Source organism: Vallicoccus soli (assembly GCF_003594885.1).
In the GTDB taxonomy this organism is placed as follows: Bacteria; Actinomycetota; Actinomycetes; order Motilibacterales; family Motilibacteraceae; genus Vallicoccus; species Vallicoccus soli.
This window is the reverse complement of record NZ_QZEZ01000001.1, coordinates 638060-664190: the sequence shown is the minus strand read 5'-3', so window position 1 is coordinate 664190 and position 26131 is coordinate 638060. Positions and strand designations below refer to the sequence as shown.

The window sequence follows — 26131 nt, the reverse complement described above, 5'->3', positions numbered from 1 at the left end:
GCGCGCGCGCCGACGGGTCCGCGCCGCCAGGTTTGGTTACGCTCCCGTAGGTTAGGCTCGGGACATGCCCGAGCAGCAGTGGCAGGACGAGCACGACGAGGCCGCGCGCCCGCTGCAGCAGGCGCGGGAGGCCGCGCGGGAGGCCCGCGAGGTCGTCGAGGAGGCGGTCGACCGGGCGGTCGTGCTCGTCAAGCCGCGCCTGCGCGGCTGGCTGCACGCCGGCATCTTCCCCCTGGCGCTCGTCGCCGGCGTCGTGCTGGTCCTGCTGAGCCCGACGCCGACGGCGCGGGTCGCGACGGGCGTGTTCGCCCTCACCGCGGTGCTGCTGTTCGGCGTCTCCGCGGTCTACCACCGCGGCACCTGGCGCCCGCGCGCGGCCGGCACCCTCAAGCGCCTGGACCACGCCAACATCTTCCTCATCATCGCCGGCACGTACACCCCGTTCGGCCTGCTCCTGCTGCACGACCGCGGCGGGCGCACGCTGCTGTGGATCGTCTGGACCGGGGCGCTGCTCGGCGTCGCCTTCCGGGTGCTGTGGATCGGCGCGCCGCGCTGGCTCTACACCCCGGTGTACATCGCGCTCGGCTGGGTCGCCGCCTTCTACGTGCCCGACATCCTCGCCACCGGCGGCGCGGCGGTGACGACCCTGCTGCTCGCCGGCGGCGCGCTCTACAGCATCGGCGCCGTCGTGTACGGCCTGCGCCGCCCGGACCCGTCGCCGCGCTGGTTCGGCTTCCACGAGGTCTTCCACGCCTTCACCCTCGCCGCCTTCGCGCTGCACTTCGTCGCCGTCGCGCTCGTCGTGGACGCTGCGGCCGCCTGAGCGTTCCGCCCTCGGCGGACGACCTCGACGCACTCCTGCAACGGTGTAATCATCGTTGCATGAGCACTACCCCCTCCCCCGAGACCGTCCGCGGCTGGTTCACCGGCCGCCTGCCCGACGGGTGGGCCGCCGGCCCGCTCGAGGTCACCGTGGACCGCGAGGAGATCACCGTCGTCGTCCCGGTCCCCGCCCCCGACCTGCCCCCCTCCGTCACCGACGCCGAGCGCGAGGCCGCCCTCGCCGGGCGCGTCGGCGCCTTCCGCGAGCGCACCCGTGACGAGCGGATCGCCGTCGCCCGCGAGGCCGAGCACCGCTTCGGGCGCAAGGTCGCCTGGGGCGCGCGCTGCGGCGGGCACCAGCAGCTCTTCACCCACCTCGCGGTGCCCGTGATGACCCGGCTGCGCCAGCCCGAGCGCCAGGTGCTCGACACGCTCGTCGAGGCCGGCGTCGCCCGCTCGCGCTCCGACGCCCTCGCGTGGTGCGTGCGCCTCGTCGGGCGCCACACCGGCGACTGGCTCGACGAGCTGCGCTCGGCCATGGAGGCCGTGCAGCGCGTCCGCGACGCCGGGCCGGAGGGCCGCGGGGCCTGAGGCCCCGCCGGCCCTGCCCGCCGCCCTCAGCCGCCGCGCCGGGCCAGGACCAGCGCGGCCAGCTCGTCCGGCGCGGTGACCGGCCGCTCGCAGGCGAAGTGCCGGCAGACGTACGCCGCCGGAGCGCCGCCCACGAGGTCCCGCCCCTCGAGGAGCGGCGCCGCGCCGCGGGGCGCCGCGCCCGGCGCGCCGACGGCGAGCACGGCCCCGGGCGCCGTGCCGCGCAGCGCCGTCGCCCGCAGCGCGGCGGTCGCCGGGTCGGCGGGGTCGCCGACGACCGCCACCTCGCGCGGGCCGTCGACGAGCGCCTCGGCCACCGCCAGGCCCCACCCGGCGAAGCGCGGGGCCTGCTCCGCGAGCAGCCCGGCGACGCCGAGCGCGGCCTCGGCCGCGGTGCGGTGCCGGTCCGAGCCGGTGAGGGCGGCGTACGACAGCAGGGCGCCCGCCGCCGCCGAGCGGCCCGACGGCGTGGCGCCGTCGGTGGGGTCCTGGGGTCGGCGCACGAGGGCCTCGGCGTCGTCGGCCGTGTCGTGGAACCCGCCCTCGCCGTCGGCGAAGCGCTCGAGCACGAGGTCGAGCCAGGCCCCCGCGGCCTCGAGCCAGCGCGGGTCGCCGGTCACCTGGTGCAGGGCGAGCAGCCCCTCCGCGCCGTCCCCGTGGTCCTCCAGCACCCCCGCCGGGGCGCCGGCCACCCCGTCGCGCGACACCCGGCGCAGCCGCCCGTCGACGACGTGCACCCGCACCAGCAGCTCCCCGGCGGCGACGGCGGCGGCGGTGAGGTCGGGGCGCCCCAGCAGCTCCCCGGCCTCGGCGAGGGCCGCGACGGCCAGCCCGTTCCACGCCAGCACCACCTTGTCGTCGCGCCCCGGCCGCACGCGCCCCGCCCGCGCGGCGAGGAGCCGCGCGCGCACCGACGCCCAGCGCGCGGCGTCGTCCGGGTCGCGCAGCAGTTGCAGGACCGAGCTGCCGTGCTCGAAGGTGCCCTCCGGCGTGACCTCCAGCAGGTCCGCGGCCCACGCGCCGTCGTCGACGCCGAGCACGTCGAACAGCTGCTGGGGGGTCCAGACGTAGAAGCGTCCCTCCTCCCCCTCGCTGTCCGCGTCGAGCGCCGAGGCGAACCCGCCCTCGGGGGTGCGCAGCTCGCGCAGCAGGAAGTCGGCGGTCTCCTCGGCCACCCTCCGCCCGAGCGGGTCGCCGGTGGCCCGCCACCAGTGCAGGTAGACCCGCAGCAGGAGCGCGTTGTCGTAGAGCATCTTCTCGAAGTGCGGCACCACCCACGACGCGTCGACCGAGTACCGCGCGAAGCCGCCGCCGAGCTGGTCGTACATGCCGCCGCGGGCCATGGCCACGAGGGTGCGCTCGGCCATCGCGAGCGCGTCCGCGTCGCCGGTGAGCGCGTGGTGGCGCAGGAGCATCTCGAGCACCATCGACGGCGGGAACTTCGGCGCCCCGCCGAAGCCGCCGCGCTCGGCGTCGTGCTCGGCCCGCAGCCGGCGCACCGCCGCGGCCAGCTGGTCGGGCCCGGGCGGCTGCGGCCCGGACGGGACCCCGCCCCGGGCCGAGAGCTGCTCGACGACCCGGGTCCCCGCGTCCTCGACCTCCTCGCGCCGGGTGGCCCAGGTGTCCGCGACCGCCTCGAGCACCTGGCGGAAGGAGGGCATCCGGTGGGCGGGCCGCGGCGGGAAGTACGTCCCGCAGTAGAACGGGCGCCCGTCCGGGGTGGCGAAGACGGTCATCGGCCAGCCGCCGTGGCCCGTCATGGCCTGGGTGGCCTCCATGTAGACCGCGTCGACGTCGGGGCGCTCCTCGCGGTCGACCTTGACGTTGACGAACCGCTCGTTCATGTACGCCGCCGTCGCGGCGTCCTCGAAGGACTCGTGCGCCATGACGTGGCACCAGTGGCAGGCGGCGTAGCCGACCGACAGCAGGAGCGGCACGTCGCGGCGGCGGGCCTCGGCGAAGGCCTCCACGCCCCACTCCCACCAGTCGACCGGGTTGTCGCGGTGCTGCTGCAGGTACGGGGAGGTGGCGCGGGCCAGGCGGTTCGGCATGCGCCCTCCCCTACCCCGCCGCGCGGCCCCCTCGCGCCCGCTTCTGCGCGTACATGGCCGCGTCGGCAGCGGCCCACGCGTCGGCGAGCGTGCCGCCCGCCCCGCGCGCGGCGCAGCCGATGCTCGCCACGACGCCGGCCTCGTCGAGGGCGGCGCCGAGCCGGCGCACCTCGGCGTCGACCCCCGCGCCGTCGGCCTGCACCGACAGCACCCCGAACTCGTCCCCGCCGAGGCGGGCGACGAGGTCCACGCTGCGGGCGGTGCCGCGCAGCACCCGGGCGGTGCGGCGCAGCAGGTCGTCGCCCGCGGCGTGGCCCTGCGTGTCGTTGACCTCCTTGAGCGCGTCGAGGTCGAGCACGACGACGGAGGCCGGGCCCCCGTACCGCCGGCAGCGCGCCTCCTCGCGGGCGAGCACGTCCGCCCAGCCGCGCCGGTTCGCGAGCCCGGTGAGGGGGTCGCGCGCCGCGTCGGCCTCGGCGCGCTCGAGCCGGCGGGCCAGCTCGTCCTGGGCGAGCTCGCGGGCCAGCAGGGTCGAGAGCAACCGGGCGAGGAGCTCGATGCGGGGCTCGGCCTCGCGCAGCCGCTCCGGCTGCTCGCGGGCGTCGAAGCCGCAGAGCGTGCCGAACACGTCGCCGCGGTGGTCGTGCAGCGGCATCCCGACGTAGGCGGCGATGGGCAGGAGCGAGCGGTTGCCGGCGGTGGCGTAGGCCGGCACCTCCTCGACCCGCGGGGCGACCTTGGGCGCCGTCCCGTGGAGCATCCGCCGGCACAGCGAGGACTGCCACGGCAGGGCGTCGCCCTCGGCGAAGCCGTACGCGGAACCGGCCTCCCGCTCGGCGAGCAGGACGACCTGGTCGTCGCCGGAGGCGCGGCAGACCGCCCAGAGGTCCATGCCCACCTCGTCGCGCAGCAGCCGCAGCACGGCCGCGGCGGCCGAGCGGAAGTCGGCGAAGACCGGCGGGGCCCCGGGCACGGCCGGGGGTGCCGCCTGCTCCGACGCACCCCCGCGTGCCGGCACCGCGGGCGGCGCGACGAGCTCGCCGGCGGGCACGGGCCGGCCCAGCAGGTAGCCCTGCGCGGAGGTGCAGGCGCGGTCCACGAGGGCGTCGAGCTGCTCGGCGGTCTCCACGCCCTCGGCGACGACCTCGAGGTCGAAGGCGCGCGCGAGGCCGAGGACCGCGTCGACGAGCCGGGCGCCGTCGCGGTCGCGCCCCATGCCGGCGACCAGCGAGCGGTCCACCTTGACCACGTCGAGCGGTGCCCCGCGCAGCAGCGCGAGGTTGGAGAACCCGGTCCCGAAGTCGTCGACGGCGAGCCGCACGCCCAGCCCGCGCAGCGCGGCGAGCTCGCGCCGGGCGGTGGGCGTGCGCCCGGTGACGACGCTCTCGGTGATCTCGAGCCCCAGGCGCTCGGCGTCGACCTGGTGGTCGGCGAGGGCCCGGGCGACGCGGGCGGCGAAGCCGCGCTCCTCGAGCTGGCGGCCCGACACGTTGACCCAGACCACGCTGGCGGCCCAGGGCGCCCCCTCCTCCTGCCAGCGCCGGTGCTGCTCGAGGGCCTCGCGCAGCACGTGGTCGCCGAGCACCGGCATGAGGCCGGCGTCCTCCGCGACGGCGATGAACTGGTCGGGGGGCACCGCGCCGCGCGCGGGGTGGTCCCACCGCAGCAGGGCCTCCAGGCCCGAGACGCGCCCGTCGGCGAGGTCGACCTGCGGCTGGTAGACCAGGCGCAGCTGGGCGCCGGGGGCGCCGCCGTCGAGCAGGCGCCGCAGGTCCAGCTCGAGCAGGTTGCTCTCCTGCGCGGCGCTCGCGGCCTCCGGGTCGGCGAGGGCGACGCGCCCCCGCCCGCCGGCCTTGGCCGCGACGACGGCGTGCTCGGCGGCGCGGAGCACGGCGACGAGGTCGTCGGTGGCGTCCGCGGCGGCGACGCCCACGCTCGCGGTCACCGCGACGGGCGACCCCGCCAAGGGCACGGGGCGCGCGACGTCCGCGGCGAGCCGGCGGGCCACCTCGGCGGCGGCGGCGGCGTCGAGGCCGGGGCACAGCACGGCGAACTCGTCCCCGCCGAGCCGTCCCACGAGGTCGCTGGCGCGCACCGTCTCGCGCAGGCGCTCGGCGACGACGGCGAGCAGGGCGTCGCCGTGCTGGTGGCCGAGCGAGTCGTTGACCACGGCCAGCCGGTCCAGGTCGAGGCACAGCAGCGCGTGGGGGCCGGGCACGCCCCGTACGGCCTCCACCGCCGCGGAGAGGAAGCCGACGCGGGTGAGCAGGCCGGTGAGCGCGTCCCGCAGCCGCTCGCCGCCCTGGCCGCGCGCGCCCTCGGACTCCTCGCGGCGCAGTGCCAGGCCCGCCAGGCTCGCCGCGGCGAGCAGGCGGGCGCCGGCCCGCGGCTCGACCCGCTCCTGGCGGGTCAGCAGCGCGAGCACGCCCAGCACCGCCCCGCTCGGGCCGAGCACCGGCACGGCGCGCGCGGCGCGCAGGCGGTGCCCGAGCGCCGGGTAGTCCTCGGCGAGCCCGGCGGTGTCCACCGGCACCCCCCGCTGCGCGGCCTCGCCCAGCGGCCCGCCCACCGGCGTCGCCGGCAGGTCGTCGAGCACGGCGCGCTCGACCGGCCCGAGCCCGTGGGCGGCCGCCACCCGCAGCCGCCCGCCGAGCACGCGCAGCACGAGCGCGGCGGCGCCCTCCTGGCCCTCCACGACCTGCGCCGCGAGCAGGCGCAGCACCTCGCCGACCGGCTGGCCGGCGTTGAGCTGGTGCAGCAGACCGCGCTCGGAGTGCAGCTGCTCGCGGTCGTCCTGCAGGTCCTGCACCCGCAGGCGCAGGGTGAGCAGGTCCGAGACCTGGCGCGCGAGCGCGGCGAGGCGCCGGTGCGCCTCCGGGGGCAGGTCGAGGGGCTGGTCCCCGAGCACGCACAGCGAGGCGAGCACCTGGTCCTCGACGACGACGGGGTGCCCGGCGTAGCCGCGCAGCGCCCCCGCCACGACCAGCTCGGTGCTCTCCCAGTACGGGTCGAGGGTCGCGTCGACGACCCGCACCGCGGCGCGCCCGGCCACCACGTGGGCGCACGGCACGCTCGTCTCCGGCACGTCGAGGCGCCGGCCGCCGGGCAGGCCGTGCCGTCCGGCGAAGACGACCCGCTCGGGCAGCGCGATGCTCACCGCCGCGCTCGGCGCCCCGGCCACGGCCGCGGCGAGCGCCGCGATGTCGTCGAGCTCCTCGGCCCCGCGCTCGCCGAGCAGGCCCAGCTGCAGCAGCACCTCGAGGCGGCGCGCGTGGCGCACGGCGGCGCGGACCAGCCCGTCGCGGTCCCGGTGCAGGCCCGGGAGGGGCTCGGGGTCGCCCGGGGTGCGCGGGGCGTCGTCGTGCAGGGGCATGCGGTACGTCCAGGGGTCGCGGCAGGGCAGGGCGGTCCGGAGCGGTGCGGGTGCCCGTCCGTCCCGTGCAGGAGAGGGTAGGTGCCCGCCGCCCGTCTGGCTACGCAGCGCGGACGGTCGCGCACGGCCCGTCGACGTGCGTCACGTGTCGTCCCGCCCCCCCCGGGCGCCCGCTCAGGCCGCCGGCCCCGCCTCCGCGCCGTCGCGGGCGAGGAGCACCGCGCCGTCCAGCGGGCCGCCCCGCGGCGCGCGCAGCGGCGGCGCGCCGGCGGCCGCCAGCGCGGCCGCGAGCGGCTCGAGCAGCAGCCCGCCGGCCGCGAAGAGGCCGCCCGTGCGGCTGAGCGCCGGGTCGGGCACGCCCGGGGGCACGGCCGCGAGCAGCGCCTCGGCGAGCCGCTCCCCCGCGCCGCGCCACACCGCCGCCGCCACCGGGTCGCCCTCGCGCGCGGCCAGGGCGACGTCGGGGGCGAACGCCGCGAGGCGCGCGGCCCGGTCGGGCGCGGGGTAGAGCGCGCGGGGCAGGTCCTCGGGGGCGCCGTAGCGGGCCCGGGCGAGCTCGAGCAGCCGGGCCGACCCGCGGGGGCGGCCGTCGTGGGCGCGGAAGGCCGCGCGCAGCCCCGCCTGCCCGACCCAGGAGCCCGCCCCGTCGTCGCCGAGCAGGTGCCCCCAGCCGTCGACGCGCCGCCAGGCCCCGCGCCCGTCGGTGCCCAGCGCGATCGCGCCGGTGCCGGCGGCGACCACCGCGCCGGGCACGAGGCCGCCGAGCGCGCCGACGAGCGCGGTCACCGCGTCCGGTGCGACCACCGTGCGCGCGACGCCGAGGCGCTCGCGCAGCGCGGCGTGCAGCCCGCCCGGGCGGTCGGCGAGCGTGAGCAGGCCGGTCATGCCCAGTCCCACGGCCCCCGGGGCGGGGGCGCCCTGCGCCCGGAGCCGGCCCAGCACCGCGGCCACCGCGGCGGCCACCTCGTCGACGTCGATGCCGGCGCCGCGGACCCGTACGCCCTCCCCCGCGCCCTCGGCGCTGCCGCCGGGCCACGCGACGCGGACCCGGCAGCCCCCGCCGCCGACGTCGACGCCGGCGACGGGGGTGCCGTCAGGACGACGCTGTCCTGACCCGCTGATCACCGCCCCATGCCGGCGGTGAGGCCGGCGACGATCTGCCGCGTCGCGAGGACGAACAGCAGCACGAGGGGCAGGGTGGCGATGACGAGCCCGGCGAAGAGCGTCGACCAGTCGGTCTGGTACTCGCCGAAGAACGTCGTCAGCCCCACGGGGAGGGTGTACTTCTCGCTGCTGCGCAGCAGCACGAGGGGGTAGAGGAAGTCGTTCCACACAGGCACGAAGCGGAAGACGAGCACCGTGGCCATGGCCGGGCGCACCAGCGGCAGCATGACGTGCCGGAAGGTGGCGAAGGCGCCCGCCCCGTCGATCCGCGCGGCCTCCTCCAGGTCCAGCGGGAGCTGGCGGAAGAAGGTCGTGAGGACGAACACGGAGAACGGGACGCCGGCGGCGGCGTACACCAGCGTCAGGCCGAGCCGGCTGTCGACGAGGCCGAAGCCGTCGAGCAGGTAGAAGATCGGCAGGATCGCCAGGTGGATCGGGAGCATGAGCCCGGACAGGAAGAGCGCCTCGAGCCCGCGCATGACGCGGGACCGGCTGCGCGCCAGGCCGTACGCGGCGAGGGTCGCCACCGCCGTCGAGAGCAGGACCGCGCCGACGGTGACGAGCAGCGAGGTCAGGAAGTACGTGCCGAACGACGCCTCCGTCCACGCCGTGCGGTAGCTCTCCACCGAGAGCGGCCACGGCAGCGCGAGGGGCTGGTCGTACAGCTCGCGGGTGGGGCGCAGCGAGCTGACCACCATGACGAGCAGCGGGGCGACCGCGACCACGGCGTAGCCCCAGAGCAGCCCGGAGGCGACGACGGGGCCTGCGCCGCGCCGGCGGCGGGGGCGCCGCGACGGGGGGCGCTCGTCGACGGCGACGCCGACGGGCAGGGCGGTGGCGGTCTGGACGACGTCGCTCACCGGAGCATCGCCTCCTCCTGGCGGCGCAGCACCCGGGTCGCCAGGACGGCGCCGCCGAAGATGACGGCGAACAGGACCGTGGCGAGCGCGGAGGAGACGCCGATGGCGTTGGTCGCACCGGACTCGAAGGCCGTCCGGTAGAAGAGCAGGGAGAGCACGTCGGTCGCGCCCGCCGGGCTTCCCGTGGAGCCGCCCAGGGCGTACGGCAGGGCGAAGGCCTCCATCGCCATGATGAAGGTGAGCACGCCGACGGTGCCGATGGCCGGCAGCAGCAGCGGCAGCGTGATGCGCCGGAAGACCTGCCACGAGCTCGCGCCGTCCATGCGCGCCGCCTCGGAGAGCTCCTCGGGCAGGCCGCCGAGGGCCGCGCCGTAGAGCAGCACGGGGAAGCCGACCCACTGCCAGGCGCTGATGAGCACGATGACCGGCAGCGCGGTGGTCGGGTCGCCGAGCCAGGGCTGGGCGAGCGAGCCGAGGCCCACGGCCTCGAGCAGCGCGTTCACCGGGCCGAAGGTGGGCGAGAGCAGCAGGGTCCACAGGTAGCCGATGACCAGCGGGCTCACGAGGTAGGGCATCGCGTAGAGCGTCTGCAGCAGGCGCTTGCTCCTCCGTCCGCGGTGCAGGAGCACGGCGAACCCCAGGCCCAGCGTGTTCTGGACGAGCATGGTGCCCGCGAAGAACAGCAGGTTGTGCCCGAAGGCCCGCGGGAGCTGGTCGGCGTACGGCGCCTCGGTGAACAGCGTCGTGAAGTTCTCGAGGCCGGCGAAGCCCCCGCGCGCCGTGCCCCGCCAGTCGTAGAAGGCGTACGAGAACGCCGTGACCATCGGGTAGAGCACGAACACCCCGAAGAGCACGAGCGCCGGCGCCACGAAGAGCGCGGCCCGCCCGAGGGTCAGCCCGGCCGGCGCGCCCCCCGCCGCCGGCCGGGCGCCCCGGCGCCGCGTCACCCCTGGGGCGTGAACCACGACGAGATCCCCGCCTGGACGTCCTGCGCGACCGCCGGGGCGTCCTTCTGCCCGAGCAGCAGCTCCTGCACCCCGGTGCCGACGAGGTCGGTGCCGAGCGGCTGGCCGTACCGGAAGTCGACGAGCATGAGGTACGGCGCGCCGCTCTCCTCGTAGTTCGTCGCCATCTCCTGCAGCAGCGGGTCGCTGGGCTCCACGCCGGGGACCGGCGAGAGCTGCTTGACCGCGTCGGTGAAGGCCTGGCCGAACTCGGGCGTCGCCATCCAGCGCACGAGGTCCATCGCCGCGTCGGGCGCGTCGCTCGCCGCCGAGACCCCGAAGGAGCCGTCGGCGTACCCGGGCGTGACGGGCTCGGTGAGCACCGAGCCGGGCGGCGGCGGCACCTCGAAGACCCCCATGTCGAGGTCCGGCGCCTGCTCCTGGAAGAAGCCGAGCTCGAAGGAGCCGCCGGGGAACATCGCGGCCTGGCCGGAGGTGAACAGCACCTGCGCGTCGGTGTACGCGACGCCGACGACGTCCTCGGGCATGTAGGGCTGCAGCTGCCCGAGCAGGCCGAGGGAGTCCACCCACGCCGGGTCGGTGAAGTCCTTCTCCCCGCTCAGGACCTGCTGCTCGAACTGCGGGCCGCCGTAGCGGGCGGACCCCACGATGTCGTGCAGGATCGGCAGCGTCCAGGCGTCCTTGGCGCCCACCGCGAAGGGCGTGACGCCGGCCTCCTGCAGGGTCTGCGCGGCCTGGAGCATCTCCTCCCAGGTGGTGGGCACCTCGATGCCGTTGTCCGCGAAGAGCCCCTTGTTGTAGTAGACCTGCAGGGTCTGCACGGCGAACGGCACGCCGTAGAGCTCGCCGTCCTCGCGGCCCCGGGCGCCCTCGAGCACCGTCTCGTCGAAGCCCGCCACGTCGACGTCGTCCGGCAGCGGCACGAGGTCGCCGCCCTCGACGAGCGGCTGCAGCTGGCCGTACGCCCGCAGCTGGGCCACGTCGGGACCGCCGTCCCCCGTGAGGCCCGTGCTGAGGATCTGGTTGTACTCGGTGTTCTTGAAGGCGCGGAAGTCGACGGTGACCCCCGGGTTCGCCTCCTCGTACGCGTCGAAGATCTGCTCGTACGCCGCCGCGTCCTCCGTGCGCCACGACCAGACGGTGACGGTCTGGTCGCCGCCCTCGCCGGCGGCGGAGCCGCCCGCGGACCCCTCGTCGGAGGGTGCGCAGGAGACGAGCAGGGCGACCGCTCCGGCCGCGCCGAGCAGGGCCCGGGCAGGGGTTGGGAAACGCATTCCACTACCTCCGGTGAGTGGCGTCGGGCAGGGGGTGCCCCGCTGCCTGGAGTCGGGTCACGGCGTCGGCGGCCACGCCGCCGGCCGCAGCGAGGGCGTCGCGGCACGCGGCCGGCGGCGCCCCCGTCAGCATGTGGACGAGGGCGGTCTTGAGCTCGCCCCCGCAGGCGTCCAGCGCCTCGAGGCAGGCCTGCTCGTCGGCCCCCGTGGCCTCGCCGAGGATGCGGACCACCCGCCGGCGCAGCTTGGCGTTCGTGGGCACGACGTCGACCATGAGGTTCGACCAGGTGCGGCCCAGCCGGACCATGAGCGCGGTCGAGAAGCCGTTGAGCAGGAGCTTCTGCGCCGTGCCCGCCTTGAGGCGGGTGGAGCCCGCGACGGCCTCGGGGCCGGTGTCGGGCGCGACGAGCACGTCGGCCAGCGGCGCGAGCGCGCTGGCCGGGTCGGACGTCACGAGCACCGTGGCCGCGCCCGTGCGGCGCGCGGCGGCGAGCGCGCCCGCCACGTAGGGCGTGCGGCCCGAGGCGGTGATCCCCAGGGCCAGGTCGGACGGGCCGACGGCGGCGGCCTCGCGCGCACCGAGCGCCTCGGAGTCCTCGACCTCCTCGACCGCCCGCACGAGCGCCTCCGCCCCGCCGGCGTGGTGCGCGACGACCAGCCCCGGCGGCGCGTTGAACGTCGGCAGCAGCTCGGCCGCGTCGAGGACCGCGAGGCGGCCCGAGGTGCCCGCCCCGAAGTAGTGGACCCGCCCGCCCGCGCGCACCCGCTCCACCGCGAGGTCGACGGCCCGGGCGAGGGCCGGCAGGACCGCGCGGACCGCGGCGGGGACGCGCCCGTCCTCGTCGTTGAGCAGGTGCAGGACCTCGAGCGTCCCGAGGGCGTCGATCCCCGTGGTGCGCGGGTTGCGCAGCTCCGTGGGCCCCGGGACCGCCTCGAAGGTTTCCTTCCGGGTCACCGTCATGCTCGGAGGTTAATTACCTCCGAGCGGCGCGTCAACGGTCGGCGGAGCGCCCGTCGAGGTGGTGCGCGCGCACGGCCTCGTACGTGACCCCGAGCGCCTCGCGCGCCTCGGGCAGCAGGCGCTGCGCGAGGCCGATGAAGAGGCAGTCGACGAGGACGAGCTGCGCGATGCGGCTCGCCATGGCGCCCGAGCGGTACGTCGTCTCGCGCGCGGCCGTCGTGAGGACGTGGTCGGCCGCGCGGGCCACCGGCGAGCGCGGGAAGTTGGTCACCGCCACGGTCGTGGCACCCCGCCGGCCGGCGAGGCGCAGGGCCTCGACGACCTCCGCGGTCGTGCCGGTGTGGCTCACCGCGACCGCGACGTCGCCGGGGCGCAGCAGCGCCGCCGAGGTGAGCGCGATGTGGGTGTCGGACCAGGCGAAGGCCACCCGCCCGATCCGGTGCAGCTTCTGCTGCAGGTCGGCGGCGACGAAAGCGCTTGCCCCGACGCCGTACACGTCGACGCGCGCAGCCCCCGCCAGGGCGTCCACGACCCGCTCCAGCGCCGGGACGTCGAGCTGCTGGGCGGTCTCCTCGACGGCGCGGGCGTCGGCCCACGCCACCTTGGCCACCACGTCGCGCAGGTCGTCGTCGGGGCCGATCTCCGCGCCCACCTCCTGCGCGGCGCCCCCGCCGCCCGACTCCGCGGCCAGGGTGAGCCGCAGCTGCGGGTAGCCCGGCAGCCCCAGCGCCTTGCAGAAGCGGATGACCGTCGTCTCCGAGGTGGCCGCCGCCTGCGCGAGCTCGGAGATGGTCAGGGCGGCCGTGCCGTACGGGTCGTCGAGCACCCGCTGGCCGACGCGGCGCTCCGCCGGCGCGAGGTCCGGCAGGGCCGCGCGCAGGCGGACGAGCAGGGGGGCGCCGGCGGCGCCCCCCTGCTCCGGCACGACGAGGTCGCTCACGCGCCTCACGGTAGGCCCCTCACCCGCGGACGGTCCGCCAGCCCACGCCGGTGAACGCGCCCGGGCGCCGCTCGCCGTCGAGCAGCACCTGCCCGCCGGACCTGGCGACGACGCCGTCGACGAGGACGCCCCGGCCCTGCTCGCCCGCGTCGGTGGTGTAGCGCCACCGCAGGAGCAGGTCGCCCGCGGGCAGCCGGGTGGATGCCTGCCACCAGGTGCGGTGCCCCGCACCGGCGACGGTCCCGTCCGTGCGCGTCACCACGCCGCGGTCGCGCACGTCGAACGGCAGCGGGGACCAGGTGGCCCCGCCGTCCGCGGAGGTCTCCAGCGCCAGCACGTCGGTCGCCTCGGTGTCGACGAACAGGTCGAAGGCGAGGCGGCCGCCGCGGGCCGGCACCTCGACCGCCGCGGTGAGCGTGGAGGTCGTGGCGTCGGTCGTGGGGGTCGCCCAGGCCGTGCGGCCCTCGCGCGGCGGCACCCGCAGCGCCCGGGCGAGGCCGTCGGCGACCGCGCGGCGCACGGCGTTGACCGACCCCCAGCTGCGCGAGGGGTGGACCCGGTTGGTGAGCAGCACGGCGAAGGAGCCGGACTGGTAGTCCAGGACCAGCGAGGTGCCGGTGTAGCCCGTGTGCCCGGCGGTGCGCGGGCCGCTGAGCGCCCCCATGTACCAGCGCTGGTCGAGCTCGAACCCCAGGCCGTGGGCGTCGCCCGGGAACTCGCGGTTCTCGTCGGCCAGCATCTGCTCGACCGAGGACCGGGAGAGGATGCGCTCTCCGGCGTAGGTGCCGCCGTCGAGCATCGCCTGGGCGAGCACGGACATGTCGCGCGCCGTGGAGAAGACCCCGGCGTGCCCGGAGACGCCGCCGAGGGCCCACGCGTTCTCGTCGTGGACCTCCCCGCGGACCATGCCGCGCGGCGGGGTCGTCTGGTGCTCCGTGGCCGCCGCCCGGTCCCGGACGTCGCCGGTGGGGTTGTAGCCGGTGTCCACCATGCCCAGGGGCCCGGTGACGCCCTCGGCCACGAGCGCGTCGAGCGGGTCGCCGCTGACCCGCTCCACGAGCGCGCCGAGCGCGATGAGGCCGAGGTCGCTGTAGAGGTACTGCTCCCCCGGCGCGCCGACCGGGGTGGCCTCGAGGGCCGCGCGCAGGCGCGAGCCCGGGTCCGGGTACGCGCTCCAGAGCGGCAGCCAGGCCGGCAGCCCCCCGGTGTGGGTGAGCAGGTGCCGGACGGTCACGCCCTCCTTGCCGCCCGCGGCGAACTCCGGCAGGTACGTCGCGACGGGCTCGTCGAGGTCGACCCGGCCGGCCTCGACCTGCTGCATGACGACGACGGACGTGAAGAGCTTGGACACCGACGCCATGTCGAAGACCGTGTCCTCGGTGACCGGCTCCCACTGGTCGCGGGGCAGCTCCGTGCCCTGCCCGTCGGCGTAGCGCAGCGCCCATCCCGTGGCCTCCCGGGCGACGACCTCGCCGCCGGTCGCCATGACCGTGACCGCGCCGGAGAAGAGCGGCCGCGAGGTGCCCGACGCGTCGGCGCCACCCTCGCGCGTACCTCGCTCCACCGCGGCAAGCGCTTCCCTGACCGGCGCCGGGTCGAGGCCCGCCGCGCGCGGCGAGCTGTCGCGGAGCTCCGTACCGGCCGGGCTGAAGCCCCGGCGCGGCTGGTCGAACCGCGCGGCGTCCCCCGCAGCCGCGGGCGCGACGCTCGCCAGGAGGGCCAGCACCGTGGCGCCCGCGAGCACCGCGGCCCTCACGACGAGCGCCCGGGGTAGAGCAGGTACGGCCGCCGCAGCCGCGCGAACGCGCGCAGCTCCTGCTGCCAGGCCGCCTCGACCTCGTCGACGCCCGCGCCGGCGTCGACCATCTCGCGCAGCCGCGGCGAGCCCGACAGCTTGTCGACCCAGTACGGCCGCTGCGGGTCGTAGGAGTCGTAGCGCCACGCGAAGTCGGCGTAGAGCTCCTTGGCGGTCACGAGCATGGCCACCGCCGTGCGGACCGCCTCGAACCGGTGCGGGTCGGTGACGTGCAGCTGCACGCCGCCGCAGGTCGCCCCCGCGTGCTTGCTGATCGTGGGCTGGAAGTACGCCTCGCGCACCAGCACCCCCGGCAGGTCGAGCGCGCGCAGCGCCTCCGCCCACCGGTGGTCCGCCCAGGGCGCTCCCACGAGCTCGAACGGGCGCGTGGTGCCGCGCCCCTCGGACAGGTTCGTGCCCTCGAACAGGCACGTGCCCGGGTAGACGAGCGCGGTGGTCGGCGTCGGCATGTTGGGGCTCGGCATCACCCACTCCAGGCCGGTCTGCTCCCAGAGCACGTCCCGGCGCCACCCGCGCGCCTCCACCACGTCGAGGCGCGGCACCCGCCGGCCCGCCTCGTCGGGCACGAACTCCTCGTCGAACAGCCGGGCCAGCTCGCCGACGGTCATGCCGTGCTGCTGCACGACCTCGCGCTTGCCGACGAACGTCGTGAAGGCCGGCGTCATGAGCGGGCCGCGCGGCGAGCCGCCGACCGGGTTGGGCCGGTCCAGCACCACGAAGCGCTTGCCGGCCCGCGCGGCGGCGACCATGGCGTCGTACATCGTCCAGACGTAGGTGTAGAACCGCGAGCCCACGTCCTGGATGTCGAAGACGACCGTGTCGACGTCGGCGGCGGCGTACATGGCGGCCAGGTCGTCGGCCGTGGCGCCGTAGGCGTCGTAGACCGTGACGCCGGTGCGGGGGTCCTCGTACGTGCCCTCGGAGCCGCCCGCCTGGGCGGCCCCGCGGAAACCGTGCTCCGGGCCGAAGACCGCGACGAGGTCGACGGCGCCCGAGGCCGCCATGGCGTCGACCTCGTGCCGCAGGTCGCGCAGCACCCCGGTCGGGTTGGTGACCACGCCGACGCGCTGACCGCGCAGCAGCGACCAGCCCTGCGCGGCGAGGACGTCGACGCCGGGGACGACGCCGGAGGGGCGCCCGGAGGCCGCGGCGGGGGCCGCGGCCCCCAGGGCGGGCGCCGCGACGGCGGCGCCGGTGCCGGCGAGGAACGCGCGGCGGCTCGTGCCCCGGGTCACCAGGTCACCCCCGTCCCGAAGGGCAGGAGGACCTGCGACGGGTCGTCGGCGCGCGGGACGTCGACGGGCAGCCTCCCGTGCGGCGCCACCTCGCCGGTGACGACCCGGGCCACCGACTCCATCGAGACGTCCGTGGTCGAGTACGTCGCCAGGCTCGTCGTGGCGCCGGGCAGGTGCGCGACGTCGTACGGGTCGCGGACCGCGACGTGCACGACGGGCGTCCCGCTCGCCACGACCCCCGCGACGAGCCGCTGCTGACGGCCCTCCCGGTCGGTGACCGCGCGGTCCCAGGCCTTGTTGGTGAGGACGACGACGAGGTCGCTGCGCGCGGCGCCGGCCGCCGCCGCGTCGAGGGCGGCGTCGCTCGGGCGGGTGCCGGTCTCGAGCGTGGTGACCGCGTGGCCGCGTCGGCCCAGCGCCGCGGACAGCGCCGCGGTCGGCCCGGCGCCGGGGCCGGCGACGAGCACCCTGCGCGCGCCGGCCGCGAGGGGCAGCAGGCCGGCGTCGTCGCGCAGCACCGTCACGGTGCGGTCGCTGATGGCCTGCGCCTCGGCGCGGTGGGCGTCGCTGCCCACGACGGCGCCGACGCGGTCCGGGTCGGCGTACGGCTCCTGCACGACGCCCCGGCGGTGCTTCAGCTCGAGGACGCGGCGCACGGACTGGTCGATGCGCCGCTCGGTGAGCCGGCCGCCGTCGAGGGCCTCGTGGATCGCCTCGACCGCCGCGGCGGGGTCGGCGGGCATGAGCAGGACGTCGGCGCCGGCCTCGAGGGCGCGCACCGCGACCTCGCCGTCGCCGTACTGCTGGCGGACGCCGGCCATCTCGAGGGAGTCCGTCGTGACGACGCCGTCGTAGCCGAGCTCCCCGCGCAGCACCCCGGTGATGATCGGCTCGCTGAGGGTCGCCGGGTCGCCCGACGGGTCGAGGCTGGGGACGACGATGTGCGCCGTCATGATCGAGTCGACGCCCGCGGCGACCGCCGCCCGGAAGGGCGGCGCGTCGATGCGCTCCCACTCCTCGCGGGTGTGGTCGATGACCGGCAGCCCGACGTGGCTGTCCGTCGAGGTGTCGCCGTGCCCCGGGAAGTGCTTCGCGGTGGCGACGACGCCCGCGTCCCCCTGGAAGCCGCGGACCTGCGCGGTGACCATCCGCGCCGCGAGCTGCGGGTCGCTCGAGTGCGACCGGACGCCGATGACCGGGTTGGCGGGGTCGACGTTGACGTCGGCGACGGGCGCGAAGTCCTGGCGGATCCCGACCGCGGCGAGCTCGGTGCCGGTGATGGCGGCCGCGCGGCGCGCGTCGGTGCTGCTGCGCCCGGCGCCGAGGGCCATCGCGCCCGGCAGCGCGGTCGCGGGCGGGCCGAGCCGGGTGACGACGCCCTGCTCCTGGTCGGTGCTGATGAGCAGCGGGACCTCCGCGCCGCTGGACAGGGCCGCGTCCTGGAGGCCGTTGGACAGCGCGGCGGTCTGCGAGGGGTTGCGCACGTTGTCGGTCCAGGCGAAGTAGATGACGCCGCCGAGGTGGTAGCGCTCGACGACGTCGGCGGGCGTCGCGACGCCCTCGCCGTAGAGCGCCTCGTTGCGCGGGTCGGCGGTGGTCGCGGAGGAGCCGTAGGCGTAGCCCGTGATGAGCTGGCCGACCTTCTCCTCCAGCGTCATCCGGCGCAGGGTCCGCTGGGCGTAGCCGCGGGCCGCGGCCGGCGGCTGGGCTACGCCGGCCTGGGCGGCAGGGGCCGCCTGCGGGGCGGGGGCGGCGGGAGCCGCGGCGGCGGGCGCCGCGAGCAGCGAGCCCGCCGCGACGGCGAGGGCGAGGGCGCCACCGAGCCCGGCGCTGCGCCGGTGCTCGCGGGGCGGGGTGGAGCGGGGCACGGGGCCTCCTGGGTGCTGGGTCACCGGGCGGATGTTGCTCGTTCACCGGGTCTTGCGGTGCGCCGGAACATACCTACGGTCCGGGGAGCGGTCAACGGTCACGAGCCGTCGACGCACGGTGGCGACCGGCGGGGTGGCAGGCGGGCATGGCCCGGCGCAGCCCGGGTAGCGCGGGCGCCGTGCGGGTCGACGAGGACGACGAGGGCGCCGGGCCGGCCAGGGCCGCGCAGGCGGCGGCCGCCGCGCCCGAGGGCGCCGACGCGGCGCACGTCTTCGTCGTGCACGGGGACCTCTCGCTCCTCGCCTGCGACGACGTGCTCGTGCCGACCGACGCGCAGGGCCGGGTGACCCGCGGCTTCGCGCCGCTGCTCGGCGACGCCCTGCGGGCCGGTCCCGGCGGGCGCGGGCACGTCGCGGCGGAGGCGCTCGAGGCGGGCGGGGACGGGCTGGAGCGCCTGCGGGGCGACGGCGAGCGGGGCACCTGGCTGGTCGACACCGCCTCGGGCGACGTCCAGCGCCTGGCGGCCCAGGTGGAGCGCTTCGTGCGGGCCGCCGCCGCACGGCCCGGCGGCCCGCGGCACGGGCGGGCCAAGCGGCTGCTGGCGATGCCGCTGGTGGGCACCGGCGAGGGCGGCGCGGCGGGCCGCCGCGGCGACGTCATCGGCGGGCTGCTCCCGCTGCTGCACCGGCTCTGCGCGGAGCTCGACGTGGACGCCGCCCTGGTGCTCGCCGACCCGCGCGACCACGCCGCGGCGCAGGAGGTCCGCCGGCGCGAGGGCCGGTGGCCGCTGCCGCGGGGGCTGCTCGACCGCGCCGACGAGCTCGCCCGGCTCGCGACGGCCGGGCGGCTCGCCCTCTTCGTCGGGGCGGGCGTGAGCCGCGCCGCCGGGCTGCCCGTCTGGCAGGAGCTGCTCGACCGCCTCGCCGTGCGCGCCGGCCTCGGGGACGGCGAGCGCGAGGCCCTGGCCGCGCTCGCGCCGCCGGACGCCGCGCAGCTGCTCGAGGGCCGGCTCGGCCCGCAGGGGCTCGCCGACGAGCTCCGCAGCCTCTACGACCGCACCGAGCACGCCCTGAGCCACGCGCTGCTGGCCGCCCTGCCCGTGCGCCAGGTCGTGACGACGAACTTCGACCCGCTGCTCGAGGTAGCCTTCGCCGGGGCCGGGCGCGCGCTGCGCCTGCTGCCGGGGGACGCCCCGGCGCAGGGCCCCGGCGAGCCGTGGCTCCTCAAGGTGCACGGGGACGTGCGCCGCCCCGGGGACGTGGTGCTGACCCGCGAGGGCTTCCTGCGCCTGCCCGAGGAGCGCGCGGCGCTCGCGGGGGTGGTGCCCTCGCTGCTGCTCGCCCAGCACGTCCTCTTCGTCGGGTTCAGCCTCCTCGACGACACCTTCATCCGCGCCGCGCACCAGGTGCGCCGCCTGCGCGAGGAGCACGGCGGCCCGCCCGTCGGCACCGCGCTGGCCCTGCGCGAGGAGCCGCTGCGCCAGGAGCTGTGGGCCCAGGACCTGACGCAGGTCAGCCTGGGCGGGGCGACGACGCCGCTGCCCGCCGCGGCGCGCCGGCTCGAGGTGCTCCTCGACCGGGTGGCCGCGTCCTCGACCCCCCGCAGCGGCTGGCTCCTCGACGACCGGTACGCCGCCCTGCGCAGCCCGCAGGACGCCGCCCTCGCCGGCGCCCTCGCCCGGCTGCGGCGCGAGCTGCCCGAGGAGGCCACGGGCTCCCCGGCGTGGGAGGAGGTCCGCGCCCTGCTCGAGGACGGCCTCGGCGGCTGCCCGCCCGGCCGGCGGGGCGGCGCGGGCGCGGGCGCCGGGACGGCAGCGACCGCCGTGACCCAGCGTGACGACCGTTGACGCTGGGGACCGCCGTGCCTAGGTTCGACACGTACGTCCCTGCGCCCCGCCCGGTCCCGGGCACCGCCGCGACGCCCTCGGAGGTCGGTCGACGATGACCGCTGCAGCACCGCGCCCACCCCGCTCCCGCGCCGGACGGGCGGTGGTGGCGCTGCTCGCCGCCGCCGGCCTCGCCCTCACCGCACCGCCCGCGGGCGCCGCCCACCAGGGGCCGGTGCGCTCGGAGCCCGTGCGCGTGGGCACGTGGGCCACGGCCGTGACCGCGGGCCCGGGCGCGCCGCTGTCGCCGGACGTCTTCCACGACCAGACGCTGCGCCAGGTCGTGCGCACGAGCGTCGGCGGCGGCGAGGTGCGGGTGCGCTTCTCCAACGAGCACGGCGACCGGCCGCTGCGCATCGGCGGCGCGCACGTCGCCCTCTCGGCCGGCGGCGACGCGGCCCGCGCCGGCACCGGCCGGGCCCTGACCTTCGGCGGGCGCGGCGCCGTCACCGTCCCCGCCGGCGCCCCCGTGCTGAGCGACCCCGTCGACCTGCGCCTGCCGCCGGGGTCGGACCTCGTCGTCGACCTCTACCTGCCGCGGCGCACCCCGGCGACGACGCTGCACAGCTCGGCCTTCACCACGACGTACCTCGCCGACGGCGACGCCACCGGCGAGGGCCGCTTCCCGACGGGTGCGACGCGGACCTCCTGGTACTTCCTGTCCGGGGTGAGCGTGGAGCGGGCCCGCGGCGCCTCGGTCGTCGCGCTCGGCGACTCGATCACCGACGGCTCCTCGACGACCCCGGGGGCGAACGCCCGCTGGACCGACGTGCTCGCCCGCCGCTTCCAGGACGAGCGGGGGCTGCGCCACCTCGGGGTCCTCAACGCCGGGATCGGCGGCAACCGCCTCCTGCACGACGGGAACACCCTGCCCGACTCCGACGCGGCGGGCATCGGCCCGCTCTTCGGCGAGAGCGCGCTGCGGCGCCTCGACCGCGACGTGCTCGCCCAGCCCGGCGTCGAGCACCTCGTCGTGCTGCTCGGCATCAACGACCTCGGCCACCCGACGTCGGTGGCGCCGCCGTCCGAGGACGTCAGCGCGCGGCAGGTGATCGGGGCGTACCGGCAGATCGTGGACCGGGCGCACGAGCGCGGGATCACCGTGCACGGGGCGACCCTGGCGCCGTACCGCGGCACGACCATCCCCGGCTACTGGACCCCGGAGGGGGAGCGCGAGCGCCAGGCGGTCAACCGGTGGATCCGCACCAGCGGGGTCTTCGACGCGGTCGTCGACGTGGACCGCGTGCTGCGCGACCCGGACCGCCCCCAGCGGATGCTCGCCCGCTACGACTCCGGCGACGGGCTGCACCCGAACGACGAGGGCATGGCGGCCCTCGGCAGCGCCGTGCCGCTGCAGCCCTTCCGCGAGCGCGGCACGTCGTCGTACCAGCGGATCTTCGACGGCACCCTCGACGGCTGGGAGTACGCCGGCGACGGCGGCTTCGACGTGCTGCCCGGCGGCGTGCTGCGGAGCCGGGTCGGCGAGGACGGCGGGTTCGGCACGCTCTGGTACACCCGCCGCCAGTACGCCGACTTCTCGCTGAGGCTGCAGTTCCGGGACGACGCGCCCGGGGGCACCCGCGGCAACAGCGGCGTGCAGGTGCGGTTCCCGTCCCTCGACGGGCCGGTGCCGGGCTGCCCGACCACCTTCAACGGCTCCGAGCAGGGCAACCTCTCGTGGATCGCCGTCAACTGCGGGCACGAGATCCAGGTCAACGACTCCCCCGAGGCCGAGGGCAACGACCCGCGCAAGACCGGCTCGGTGTACGGGTTCGCCGACATCGGCCTCGACCGCGCCGACCCGACGCCCAAGGGCGTCTGGAACGACCTCGAGGTGCGGGTCGTCGGGCAGCGCTACACGGTGATCCGCAACGGCGAGGTCGTCAACGAGTTCGTGAACCGGCCGGGGCTGCCCTTCCCGGACCGGCCCCTCGACCCCGGCACGAGCAGCCGCGTGCTCGTCGGGCACGTCGGCCTGCAGGCGCACGGCAGCGACCCGGACCGGGTGTCGTTCCGCAACGTCCGGGTGCGGGACCTCACCGGGGTGCGCTGACCGGCTCCGCACCCTCGGCGTCGGCTCGCCGGGCCTGTGCGACCTTGTCCCGGTGCGTACGACACCTGGACCGGCCCGCCGGCTGGTCGCGGCGGCCTGCCTCGCCGGGGCCCTCGCGGCCTGCACGTCCGGCGGGGACCCCCGTCCCGGGCCGCCGGAGGGCGGTGGCGCCCCGTCGGCCGGCCCGTCCCCCGAGGACGTCGCCGCCCGCGTCGAGCTCACCCTCGGCGGGACCACCGTCACCGCGGGGGTCCACCCCCTGGTGCGGGTGGGCGAGCACGTGGTCGCGACGATCGACCTGGGCGCCGACGCGGTCGGCGAGGACGGGCTGCCCCTGGGCGGCGCCCTCGGCGCCACCACCCCCGTGCGCGTGCCCGCGCTCGCCGGCGTCCGGCTGGTCGACCTCGCCCACGACCGGGTGCACCCCGTGGCCGTCGACGCCGACGGCGACGCCGTGACGGCCGGCGTCGACCCGGCGGGCACCGTCCGGCCGGGCGGCGCGCGGCTGCAGCTCGCCTACGCCGCCCCGCCGCCGGGCGTCGAGGCGCTGGGGCTGCTCCTGCCGGCGGCGCCCTACCTCGCCGAGGTCCCCGTCGTCGACGGGCAGGTGCCTCCCCCCGGGCTGCCCGCCCCCGGGGCGACCGGCGCCCCCGCGCCCGGCGACGTCGCAACGCTCGACCTCGCCGCCGTGGTCGAGGCCCGCACCGTCGGGCTCGACTCCTTCACCCGCGAGCTCGAGGGCGCGGTCTCCACCCTCACGAGCACGGAGGAGGTGCAGGTCACGCTCGGGTCGGACGTGCTCTTCGCGGTCGACTCCGCGGAGCTCTCGCCCCGGGCCCGGGCCGCGCTGGACGTCGCCGCCGCGCGCCTCACCGAGCGCGCCCCCGGCACCGTCGACGTCGTCGGGCACACGGACGACAGCGGGGACGAGGCGTACAACCAGGCCCTGTCCGAGCGCCGGGCCGCGGCGGTGGCGCAGGCGCTCGCCGAGCGCGTGGACGCCGGCTCCTACCCGCTGCGGGCGTCGGGCCGCGGCGAGCTCGACCCCGTGGCGCCGAACGGCTCCGACGCCGAGCGCGCCCTCAACCGGCGCGTCACCCTCACCCTCGCCTCCGAGGTGACGACCAGCACGCCGGTACGGGCGAGCGGCGGGCTGCCGCCCTTCGACGGTCCCACGGCGCCCGGGCCGGAGGGGGTCGAGGTGGGGACCACGCGGCCGTTCCGCGTCGCCGCACCGCGGGCCCGGACGGTGGACGGGCACCTGGTGCTCGACGTGGAGGTGACCGCGCTGGACCGGGAGGTCGACTCGGCCTTCGGCTTCGCGTCGCTCTCGGGCGTCTGGCACCACCGCGGCGAGGACGCCGTGCAGCCGCAGCACTCGGCGGGCGGGCTCACGGTGCTCCTCGGCGGGTCGGCCGTCTACCCGCTGGACCACCTCGAGGCCGTCGGCCCCACGGGCGCGCGGCTGTGGCTGCCCCTGACCGACCTCGACACGCTCGCGCGGCTCGACGGTGGCCAGACGCGGACCTTCAGCGTCCTCTACCCGGAGGTGGGCGAGCACGGGACGGTCACCGTGCAGGTGGACGCGGGCCTCGGCTCGGACGCGCTGCGCCTCACCGACGTGCCCGTGGAGCCCGAGCAGGACTGAGCGGCACCGACCAGGACCGAGCGGCACCGAGCAGGGCGCAGCGGCGCGGGCGCCGGACGAGGCGCACGGGTGCGTGACGGGGCCCCGCGGCCCCGCGGGCACCCGTGCGCCTGCCTCACGTGGTCAACGGGCGTCCCCCGGCCAGCTCCACCCGGTGACCTCCGGGGCGTCCTCGCCGTGCTCGCGGGTCCAGGTGCGGGCGCGCAGGCGGGCGTCGACCATCCGCTGGCGCAGCGCGGCGGCGCGGGGACCGAGCGACGGGACGCGGTCGACCACGTCGATGACCAGGTGGTAGCGGTCCAGGTCGTTGAGCATGACCATGTCGAAGGGCGTCGTCGTGGTGCCCTTCTCCTTGAAGCCGCGCACGTGCAGCTGGGCGTGGTTGCGGCGGCGGTACGTCAGCCGGTGCACCAGCCACGGGTAGCCGTGGAAGGCGAAGACCACGGGCCGGTCCTCGGTGAACAGCGTGTCGAACTCGCGGTCCGGCAGCCCGTGCGGGTGCTCGGTCTCCGGCAGCAGGCGCATGAGGTCGACGACGTTGACGACCCGCACGGCGAGGTCGGGCAGCTCCTCGCGCAGGATCGACGCGGCGGCCAGCGTCTCCAGGGTCGGCACGTCGCCGGCGCAGGCCAGGACGACGTCGGGCAGCGTGCCCGGGCCGCCCTCCGTGCCCGCCCAGTCCCAGATGCCGGCCCCGCGGGCGCAGTGCAGGGCCGCCTCCTCGGCCGTGAGCCAGTCCTGCTGCGGCTGCTTGCCGGCGACGACGACGTTGACGTAGTGCCGCGACCGCAGGCAGTGGTCGTACGTCGACAGCAGGGTGTTGGCGTCCGGCGGCAGGTAGATCCGCACCACGGCGGGGTCCTTGTTGAGCACGACGTCGAGGAAGCCCGGGTCCTGGTGGGTGAACCCGTTGTGGTCCTGGCGCCAGACGTGCGACGAGAGCAGGTAGTTCAGGCTCGGCACCGGGTGGCGCCACTCGACGGCGGCGCTCGCCTGCAGCCACTTGGCGTGCTGGTTGAACATCGCGTCGACGATGTGGATGAACGCCTCGTAGCACGTGAACAGCCCGTGCCGGCCGGTCAGCGTGTAGCCCTCGAGCAGGCCCTGGCAGACGTGCTCGGAGAGCACCTCGACGGTGCGCCCGAGCCGGTCCAGGCCGACGTCGAACTCCCCCACCTCGGCCTGCCAGGACCGCCCCGTCACCTCGAGGATGTCCTGCAGGCGGTTGCTCGCCAGCTCGTCCGGGGCGAAGGTGAGGAAGTTGTCGGGGTTGAGCCGGGTGACGTCGCGCAGCCACGTGCCGAGCACCCGCGTCGCCTCGTGCAGCAGCGCGCCGCGGTGCGCCGGGTCCACCTCGACCGTGTAGTCCCGCCAGTCGGGCAGGCGCAGGTCGCGCACGACGTTGCCGTTGGCGTGCGGGCTCGCGCTCATCCGCCGCGTCCCGACCGGGTTGAGCTCGAGCAGCTCCTGCACCGGGCGGCCCTGCTCGTCGAAGAGCTCCTCCGGGCGGTACGAGCGCATCCACTCCTCGAGGACGCGCCGGTGCCCGTCGTCGCCCCGGGCGCCCGGCAGGGGCACCTGGTGCGCGCGGAACGTGCCCTCCACCTGCTGGCCGTCGACGACCGGCGGGCAGGTCCAGCCCTTCGGGGTGCGCAGCACGACCATCGGCCACGGCCGCCGCTCCGGCGCGGCGCCCCCGGCGCGGGCCGCGGCCTGGATCGCGCGGATCTCGTCGAGGCACTCGTCGAACGCCCGGGCCGTCGCCTGGTGCACCGCCGCCGGGTCGCTGCCGGCGACGACCCGCGGCGCGTACCCGTAGCCGCGGAGCAGGGTCAGCAGCTCCTCCTCGGGGATGCGGGCGAGGAGGGTCGGGTTCGCGATCTTGTACTCGTTGAGGTGCAGGACGGGCAGCACGGCCCCGTCGCGGGCCGGGTTCACGAACTTGCCGCAGTGCCACGACGTCGCGAGCGGGCCGGTCTCCGCCTCGCCGTCGCCCACCACCGCGACCGCCACGAGGTCCGGGTTGTCCAGCACGGCGCCGTACGCGTGCAGGAGGGCGTAGCCCAGCTCGCCGCCCTCGTGGAAGGAGCCGGGCGTCTCCGGCGCGCAGTGGCTCGGGACGCCGCCCGGGAAGGAGAACTGGCGGAACAGCTCGCGCATCCCCTCCTCATCGCGGGTGATGTGGCTGTAGAGCTCGGTGTACGTCCCCTCGAGCCACGCGCACGCGTTCGGCCCGGGACCGCCGTGCCCGGGCCCCGCGACGAACACCGCCTCGAGGTCGCGCTCGCGGATGAGCCGGTTGACGTGCGCGTAGACGAGGTTGAGCCCGGGGACCGTCCCGAAGTGCCCGAGCAGGCGGGGCTTGACGTGCTCCGGGCGCAGCGGCTCGCGCAGCAGCGGGTCGGCCATGAGGTAGATCTGGCCCACCGACAGGTAGTTCGCCGCCCGCCACCACTGGTCGAGCAGCCGGAGCTGCTCGCGGTCGAGCGGGCCCGGCACCTCCCCCAGCGCGTACGGCTGCGGCGCCCGGCTCTCGCCGCCGCCCGCGGACTCGTTGTCGGCGGAGGTGTCCCCGCCCATGCTCGCCAGCTGCGTCATGCGCGCCTGCTCCCCGGGGACGGCGG

17 protein-coding genes are annotated in these 26131 nt (G+C 77.2%); 5 read left to right on the top strand and 12 right to left on the bottom strand.

Features of this window, described 5'->3' with window-relative positions; genetic code table 11:
* Positions 1-64 precede the first annotated feature (64 nt).
* Together trhA and D5H78_RS03130 are read left to right on the top strand one after the other, a co-directional pair.
* On the top strand, positions 65-823 hold the full coding sequence (gene trhA / locus D5H78_RS03135) for a PAQR family membrane homeostasis protein TrhA (RefSeq protein ID WP_119948895.1): 759 nt from the start codon (positions 65-67) through the stop codon (positions 821-823).
* A 59-nt stretch (positions 824-882) separates the two neighbouring features.
* A complete protein-coding gene (locus D5H78_RS03130; RefSeq protein ID WP_119948894.1) occupies positions 883-1413 on the top strand; it encodes a hypothetical protein in 531 nt (176 codons plus the stop codon).
* A 26-nt stretch (positions 1414-1439) separates the two neighbouring features.
* Here the strand turns inward: D5H78_RS03130 and D5H78_RS03125 are convergent, their stop codons facing one another.
* The 11 genes from D5H78_RS03125 to D5H78_RS03075 form a co-directional block, all read right to left on the bottom strand.
* Positions 1440-3464 (bottom strand): thioredoxin domain-containing protein, encoded by a 2025-nt coding sequence (locus D5H78_RS03125; RefSeq protein WP_119948893.1) that lies wholly within the window; start codon positions 3462-3464, stop codon positions 1440-1442.
* Positions 3465-3474: 10 nt separating this feature from the next.
* The gene (locus D5H78_RS03120; RefSeq protein WP_119948892.1) at positions 3475-6837 is read right to left on the bottom strand and encodes an EAL domain-containing protein; all 3363 of its coding nucleotides are present in this window, start codon (positions 6835-6837) and stop codon (positions 3475-3477) included.
* Positions 6838-7011: 174 nt separating this feature from the next.
* Entirely contained in the window at positions 7012-7962 is a 951-nt protein-coding gene (locus D5H78_RS03115; RefSeq protein WP_218566163.1) for an N-acetylglucosamine kinase, read from the bottom strand.
* Positions 7959-8861 carry a carbohydrate ABC transporter permease gene (locus D5H78_RS03110; protein ID WP_218566162.1) on the bottom strand — a complete coding sequence of 301 codons (903 nt, stop codon included), beginning with the start codon at positions 8859-8861 and terminating at the stop codon, positions 7959-7961. Before D5H78_RS03110 ends, D5H78_RS03115 begins: the two co-directional genes overlap by 4 nt.
* Complete coding sequence (locus tag D5H78_RS03105) at positions 8858-9808, bottom strand: carbohydrate ABC transporter permease (protein WP_218566161.1); 951 nt, start codon at positions 9806-9808, stop codon at positions 8858-8860. Before D5H78_RS03105 ends, D5H78_RS03110 begins: the two co-directional genes overlap by 4 nt.
* Positions 9805-11100 carry an extracellular solute-binding protein gene (locus tag D5H78_RS03100; protein WP_119948891.1) on the bottom strand — a complete coding sequence of 432 codons (1296 nt, stop codon included), beginning with the start codon at positions 11098-11100 and terminating at the stop codon, positions 9805-9807. The genes D5H78_RS03105 and D5H78_RS03100 overlap by 4 nt, the downstream gene beginning before the upstream one ends.
* Positions 11101-11104: 4 nt before the next feature.
* Positions 11105-12061, bottom strand: a complete 957-nt coding sequence (locus D5H78_RS03095) for an N-acetylmuramic acid 6-phosphate etherase (protein WP_119948890.1) — start codon at positions 12059-12061, stop codon at positions 11105-11107.
* Between the two features lie 31 nt (positions 12062-12092).
* Positions 12093-13001, bottom strand: coding sequence for a MurR/RpiR family transcriptional regulator (locus D5H78_RS03090; protein ID WP_218566160.1), 909 nt, complete (start codon positions 12999-13001; stop codon positions 12093-12095).
* A gap of 19 nt (positions 13002-13020) precedes the next feature.
* Complete coding sequence (locus D5H78_RS03085) at positions 13021-14757, bottom strand: serine hydrolase domain-containing protein (RefSeq protein ID WP_119948888.1); 1737 nt, start codon at positions 14755-14757, stop codon at positions 13021-13023.
* Positions 14754-16052, bottom strand: coding sequence for an exo-beta-N-acetylmuramidase NamZ family protein (locus D5H78_RS03080; protein ID WP_119948887.1), 1299 nt, complete (start codon positions 16050-16052; stop codon positions 14754-14756). Before D5H78_RS03080 ends, D5H78_RS03085 begins: the two co-directional genes overlap by 4 nt.
* The gene (locus D5H78_RS03075; RefSeq protein ID WP_119948886.1) at positions 16049-17920 is read right to left on the bottom strand and encodes a glycoside hydrolase family 3 protein; all 1872 of its coding nucleotides are present in this window, start codon (positions 17918-17920) and stop codon (positions 16049-16051) included. Before D5H78_RS03075 ends, D5H78_RS03080 begins: the two co-directional genes overlap by 4 nt.
* 179 nt (positions 17921-18099) lie before the next feature.
* On the opposite strand from D5H78_RS03075, the gene D5H78_RS03070 reads away from it, so the two are divergent.
* The 3 genes from D5H78_RS03070 to D5H78_RS03060 all read left to right on the top strand — a co-directional run bounded on the left by D5H78_RS03070 (position 18100) and on the right by D5H78_RS03060 (position 23507).
* A complete protein-coding gene (locus D5H78_RS03070; protein WP_119948885.1) occupies positions 18100-19767 on the top strand; it encodes an SIR2 family NAD-dependent protein deacylase in 1668 nt (555 codons plus the stop codon).
* Between the two features lie 145 nt (positions 19768-19912).
* The gene (locus D5H78_RS03065) at positions 19913-21859 is read left to right on the top strand and encodes a 3-keto-alpha-glucoside-1,2-lyase-like domain-containing protein (RefSeq protein ID WP_218566159.1); all 1947 of its coding nucleotides are present in this window, start codon (positions 19913-19915) and stop codon (positions 21857-21859) included.
* A 52-nt stretch (positions 21860-21911) separates the two neighbouring features.
* Positions 21912-23507 (top strand): OmpA family protein, encoded by a 1596-nt coding sequence (locus D5H78_RS03060; RefSeq protein ID WP_119948883.1) that lies wholly within the window; start codon positions 21912-21914, stop codon positions 23505-23507.
* Positions 23508-23630: 123 nt separating this feature from the next.
* Here D5H78_RS03060 and D5H78_RS03055 read toward each other — a convergent pair whose 3' ends face one another.
* Positions 23631-26105: a phosphoketolase family protein gene (locus D5H78_RS03055; RefSeq protein ID WP_119948882.1), complete on the bottom strand. Its 2475-nt coding sequence runs from the start codon at positions 26103-26105 to the stop codon at positions 23631-23633.
* Positions 26106-26131 lie beyond the last annotated feature (26 nt).

What these genes read in the sequence shown, in the direction of transcription:
- trhA (WP_119948895.1), top strand. Translation starts at nt 65, where the DNA reads ATGCCCGAGCAGCAGTGGCAGGACGAGCACGACGAGGCCGCGCGCCCG.
- D5H78_RS03130 (WP_119948894.1), top strand. Translation starts at nt 883, where the DNA reads ATGAGCACTACCCCCTCCCCCGAGACCGTCCGCGGCTGGTTCACCGGC.
- D5H78_RS03125 (WP_119948893.1), bottom strand. Translation starts at nt 3,464, where the DNA reads ATGCCGAACCGCCTGGCCCGCGCCACCTCCCCGTACCTGCAGCAGCAC.
- D5H78_RS03120 (WP_119948892.1), bottom strand. Translation starts at nt 6,837, where the DNA reads ATGCCCCTGCACGACGACGCCCCGCGCACCCCGGGCGACCCCGAGCCC.
- D5H78_RS03100 (WP_119948891.1), bottom strand. Translation starts at nt 11,100, where the DNA reads ATGCGTTTCCCAACCCCTGCCCGGGCCCTGCTCGGCGCGGCCGGAGCG.
- D5H78_RS03095 (WP_119948890.1), bottom strand. Translation starts at nt 12,061, where the DNA reads ATGACGGTGACCCGGAAGGAAACCTTCGAGGCGGTCCCGGGGCCCACG.
- D5H78_RS03055 (WP_119948882.1), bottom strand. Translation starts at nt 26,105, where the DNA reads ATGACGCAGCTGGCGAGCATGGGCGGGGACACCTCCGCCGACAACGAG.